Origin of the sequence: Arthrospira sp. PCC 8006 (genome assembly GCF_046480465.1) — a bacterium.
GTDB classification, from domain to species: Bacteria; Cyanobacteriota; Cyanobacteriia; order Cyanobacteriales; family Microcoleaceae; genus Limnospira; species Limnospira platensis.
Window position 1 is genome coordinate 1 of the sequence record NZ_PKGG01000298.1, and the last position, 4,945, is coordinate 4,945.

General features: G+C 45.5%; 5 protein-coding genes and 1 pseudogene. 1 reads left to right on the plus strand and 5 read right to left on the minus strand.

Annotation, left to right across the window (positions count from 1 at the left end; all coding sequences use genetic code 11):
• Window positions 1-400 (plus strand): annotated as a pseudogene (locus B9T16_RS25630) (IS630 family transposase); the annotation flags it as partial.
• A gap of 422 nt (window positions 401-822) precedes the next feature.
• On the opposite strand, the gene hmpF reads toward B9T16_RS25630, so the two are convergent.
• From hmpF to B9T16_RS25655, 5 genes are all read right to left on the minus strand, one after another.
• On the minus strand, window positions 823-2,574 hold the full coding sequence (gene hmpF, locus B9T16_RS25635; RefSeq protein ID WP_006616137.1) for a pilus motility taxis protein HmpF: 1,752 nt from the start codon (window positions 2,572-2,574) through the stop codon (window positions 823-825).
• A gap of 516 nt (window positions 2,575-3,090) precedes the next feature.
• Entirely contained in the window at window positions 3,091-4,263 is a 1,173-nt protein-coding gene (locus tag B9T16_RS25640; protein WP_410246092.1) for a group II intron reverse transcriptase, read from the minus strand.
• A complete protein-coding gene (locus B9T16_RS25645) occupies window positions 4,253-4,483 on the minus strand; it encodes a reverse transcriptase domain-containing protein (RefSeq protein WP_014274752.1) in 231 nt (76 codons plus the stop codon). Before B9T16_RS25645 ends, B9T16_RS25640 begins: the two co-directional genes overlap by 11 nt.
• Window positions 4,443-4,664 (minus strand): hypothetical protein, encoded by a 222-nt coding sequence (locus tag B9T16_RS25650; RefSeq protein ID WP_014275071.1) that lies wholly within the window; start codon window positions 4,662-4,664, stop codon window positions 4,443-4,445. Before B9T16_RS25650 ends, B9T16_RS25645 begins: the two co-directional genes overlap by 41 nt.
• A gap of 21 nt (window positions 4,665-4,685) precedes the next feature.
• Entirely contained in the window at window positions 4,686-4,910 is a 225-nt protein-coding gene (locus B9T16_RS25655) for a reverse transcriptase N-terminal domain-containing protein (RefSeq protein WP_014276929.1), read from the minus strand.
• Between the last annotated feature and the right edge of the window lie 35 nt (window positions 4,911-4,945).

Consider the following 4,945-nt stretch of genomic DNA (forward strand, 5'->3'; position numbering starts at 1 on the left):
GAGGAAGGACAACGCTTCGATGCCCTCAAATCCGGGAAGAGGCAGGGCAGGGTGAGCTATATAGCCGCATGGTGTCATCAACAACTCTTAGCCCCCGATCGCTTTGAGGGTTGTTGTAATCGGACAGTGTTTGAGTTGTGGTTGGAGTTCATCTTAATTCCAACACTGAAGCCAGGTCAGACTCTAGTGCTAGACAATGCAACGTTTCATAAAGGGGGACGGATTCCTGAGCTAGTGGAGGCGGCTCAATGCCGTTTGCTCTATCTACCACCTTATTCGCCAGACCTCAACAAGATAGAGAAATGTTGGTCGTGGTTGAAAGCCCGCATTCGCCATTGCACGTGAGCAGTTTGATTCTCTCGATGATGCCATGGATTCCGTTCTCCCAGCTTCGTCCTAACCACCTTGACTAATGCTATGCGTCTTAACTGTTCTGTCTTGTGCTATAGCTCTGAACAAAGAAGGACAAAGCAGCGGTTGGTATCGCTGTGCCACTGACAATGTGGGCATCCACACCAGGATCCGTGTGAGGTGAAAATCTCAAGCACGGTTTTGAATGGGAGGGGATGGAGGTGACTCCATTCTCGACCCCTACCCGATTTGTTACAGAGCGTGTTGACCTTGGGTTCCCTGCCTAATTTTGGTATCTTGGGATACAAAACTTAGGGACATATAAACAGTTATGGGGTCGGTCAGGAGTGCGTTCCTTGTATTCCGCCTAGGGGATGAAACCCCCACCAGGCGGCTATTTCAGGTATTTAAACCCTATTTCATGCCTGAAGGTTTCGCACTTATGACTTGTTTCTGGATTTCATCCTCAGTTTAGGAAATCAGACCAGATATTAGTTGACTAAGTTCTCCTTGTGTTTGAGTTTGCTGTTGGCTGAGTTCCTGAATTTGATTAAATTGTGTTAACAACGATTCGATCTGCTCTTGTAAATTATTCCAGTTTTCCTCAAGGGATGGTAGTAATTCTTCATAGAGATTAGCGCGACCTTGAATTTCAGCTAACGTTTGTTTTTGTTTAATCCAACTCTGTTCTTGGGCTTCTAGTTGCTGACGTTTCTGTTCCTGTTCAGTTTCTTGTTGGGACAATTGCGCGTCCGTGTTAGAAATTTCAGTTTTTAATTGTTCCGTGCGATCGCGCAACTGCTCAAGTTCACTTCGGCTGGCTTGCTGCTGTTTTTCAATAGCAGCCAGAATTGACGGAAAGCCAAGAGCAACCCCCAGATCAACAGTTCCGGCGCTACCTTGTCGTTGTAGCAAAACCGCTTGATACTGGTTCATGTGGTCTTCCCTTTCCCCCAAAGTCCGACGCTGTCCTTCTAGGGTTTTATTCAGCATTTGATAGGCATCTTGTTCATCGGCTAGATCCGATTCTTTCTGAGCGCGAACGCTCCCAGAAGCCCGATTAATTTCCTGTTGAAGTTCCTCAATTTCCTCTTGTTTATATTTGAGTTCCTCTTCTTGTTCTTTAACCATGCGGAACCATCGATCCCATTCTTCCTGCAAGCGTTGAACTTCCGCCTGTAGTTGTTCAATGGGCATTTTCTGCAAGGGTGCCGTATCTACCTTAACTCCAGAAGTGGAACGACTAGCAACCGACTCAGAAAGACGTTGCAGTTGCTCTAACAGGGCCTGTCGGTATTCAATATTTTGTTCTAATCGCTGAATTTGTTGTTCATTGAATTCCAACAGATTTTGGCGGGAGTTCAGTTGTGCCCGATCATTTAACAACGTGATGTGGGACTGATGCCATTCTGACCACTGATGGCGCAGTGTAGTCACTTGGTCTACCTCCTGCTGCAACTCAGAAGCACGGTTGCGGTGTTCTTCCATTTGCTGACGGTAGGTTTGTCCTACAGAGATGCCATCATTGATCTGGTTTTGGGCTCGCTCTATCAATTCTCTGAGAGACTCGATAGAGTTACCACCTGAGAGTAGCTCCAGAAGTGCTTGCATTTCTTGGGCTTTTTCTGGGCTTAATCCTTTATGGGTTTCCAGTTCTGCCCGCTGTTCCTCAAGCGATCGCTTTTCTTCTTCAAGTTGCGATCGGCTACTCTCAACTTCGTGGCGAGCCTTGTCTATTTCAGCTCGCAGTTTCTCCTCTTGTTGTTTGCTCCTTTCCAGGCTCTGTCGCTGTTGTTCGAGCTTATCGAGTTCAGCTTCCAGATGATCCATCTGTTCTCGCCGAGATTCCATTTCCATTTCTCGACGATTTAGTTCTTGTTCTCGGCGATTTAGTTCTTGAGTTTGGTAGGTGAGGGATTCTTTCCACTGTTCGATTTCTTCTTGTTGATTTTTGAATCTGTCTTGCAATCGGGAAAAATCTTCAAGAATTCTGACCAGTTTTTTGCCGTCCTCGATGCGCTGAACTTGTTTGCTGGCATTGAGTTCGACTAACACTAGAGCGCCATCCTTATAGCTGTTGGCATCCTCCGCCGGAACCAGATCGTCCCCCGGTACGGCGCTCCAATTGTTCTCGCCCCGCTGACAAACCAGCAACTTGAGTTCAGCCCGACCGCCACCTATAAAACCACTTTTCTGCTTTTGTACTTCCGCTAAATAAAGCACGGTGATTATCCTCTGATGCTGTTTAAGCTTTATTCCTAGGTTTAATCATATTCTGGTTTTCGATGTTAACAGTGGGTTGTTGACTGACCTTTAGTGAGGTACTCCCGACACTGATGCCAGATTATGGTGCGGGCTTCTCCCACAAGCTCGTGTATTACCACCGCTTATCGGGTTTGAGCCTTTTATAGTGAGTATTCCGCCTAGCCCCACTATCCAATATTTTCTCCAAATGTGACGATAGCAGTCCCCGCTGGTTATAATTACGCTTGAACATGGTAGCACACACCGCACCAATTCATCTGACCCGATCACAATGGGATGGGCTATCTGGAGCGCTGGAGTATCACAATATTTAAGTTTACCCTACTTTTGACCAAAGCTAATGGGATACAAGCCCCGCAGCAATTCTCATTTTGGCGAAAACCTGTTCAAGTCTCCGATTAGGGGTCGAGAATGGAGTCGCCTCCATCCCCTCCCATTCAGAACCGTGCGTGAAAGTTTCCCTTCACACGGCTCCTAGTTTGACTGCTCCATTGTTAAGGACACAGCGTTGGCCTTGTCAAGTGCCGTCTTATCGTCGCGGGTGTGGCGGTGTAATAGCTGAAGATTTTTGTATTCATCCTTTCMAGCGAGGCTTCGAGGTACAATGTAGTCTACKTCAATTAGGTCKGATGGGGTAAAGTATTGCCCACACCAGGTACACTTGCCTTTTTGCTTTTTGAGTAGTTTTGCTACCCTAATTGGCGTGTCGATTGCTTGTCCTTTTCTGGTTGCCCAGTAAGTCCAGTTTCCGTCGTATGGTGTTGCATCAGGGCGTATTGTGGTATGTCTGACAATCGGAGTCCAATTATGTTTCCATAGTTGAAATCCATCTTTAGTCTTGAATAACCAAGATTCATGTCTTTCTTTCCCATTGCTAAGTTTAACCGTTCCTTGTTGGAAGTAGTTTCCTAGCTTCTCGTAGTTTGCCTTTCTGCATCTTGATACTGTCCATGCCCGTAACATTAACCAGACTATGTTATCCAGTTTATTGAAGGTCTCAGATGAGACTACCCCTGAGTAGTAGTTTGACCATCCCTTTATACTTGGGTTTAGTTTGCTTATCAGAGCTGATTGGGGTGCTGTTTTATGTTGTTTTATTACACCCTTAATTACTTCTGTATGAGCTTTAACTGCTTTATTGCTGGGTTTGATGTTGGTTTTGAACCTTTTTTGACTTTTCCCAGATTTATATTTTCCTACCGGATATTGCCTAACATTGAATCCTAAAAAATCAAACCCAGGTTCCTCAGTCTTGCCGTTGTACTCAATGGGATTGAGTGTGTGGCAAATTCGAGTCTTTTCAGGTTTAATTTCTAGTCCTACAGGTTTTAGCCACTCGGAAATAGCAGTTTTGCACTGTTCAATGATTTCTAGTGATGGGGATATCACAACAAAGTCATCAGCGTATCTTATAACAGTAGCTTGTGCTCTGTTTGCTTTCTTGGGATACATTGTTTTTATGAGCCTAACCATGCCCAACAGTGCGATGTTGGCGAGTATTGGACTTATTACCCCTCCTTGAGGTGTCCCTGATTCTGTATCCTCAAATACACCGTTGTCTAGCACCCCAGCTTTGAGCCATTGTTTCAGGTCTTTCTTTAGGTTGCTTGGACAATGAATTTTGGACAGTAGGTAATCATGGTTCACGGTAAGAGCATTTAGCTATGTCCGCATCCAGTATATAATAACCTCCTTTGTTTATACTTTGGTAGATTCTGGATATTGCATCGTGGGCTGACCGTCCTGGACGGAACCCATAGCTTGTGCTTTCAAATCTCGATTCCCATTCAGGTTCGAGAGCCGACTTAACCAAGGCTTGCCTTGCTCTATCTTGGATTGTGGGTATTCCTATTCCAGCTTTTTTCATCCCTTCCAGGTTTTGGTATCCACACCCGTCGCAGTGGTTTTGTTTTGAGGTTTCCCTTAATGCTCTCAACAAGCTCAAACCTTGGCCTTGGAGAGATGACTCTTACTCCATCGACTCCAGCCGTTTTCTTGCCTTGACCCGCTTGGGGGGCGGGTTTATTAAGCTGACTGTTGGGAAGCATGGCTGACCGTGGAACCCGCCCCTACAGCCGTACTGCTAAGAGTCGGGCATAATATGATTTCACCAATAGACGTTGCCACCTTCTAGCCTTTGCATCCTGTCCCGATTTAGCTGCTTGAAATATACTCTTTTGGAGCTTGAAAACTTTCCGTTGAACCTTAGTCCATGGGATGGCTTTCCATGCGTTGTTCGTAGTCTTGATTGGTTTTGGTCTCCCAAACCCTTTCTTTAAACTCGCTATCGCCATATATACACCTACTAGGCTCTATTTCTTTACAATCA

Bases quoted from the DNA above. Each gene is read 5' to 3' on its own strand.
- B9T16_RS25650 (WP_014275071.1), bottom strand. From the start codon at position 4,664: ATGCTTCCCAACAGTCAGCTTAATAAACCCGCCCCCCAAGCGGGTCAA.
- B9T16_RS25645 (WP_014274752.1), bottom strand. From the start codon at position 4,483: ATGAAAAAAGCTGGAATAGGAATACCCACAATCCAAGATAGAGCAAGG.
- B9T16_RS25655 (WP_014276929.1), bottom strand. From the start codon at position 4,910: ATGGCGATAGCGAGTTTAAAGAAAGGGTTTGGGAGACCAAAACCAATC.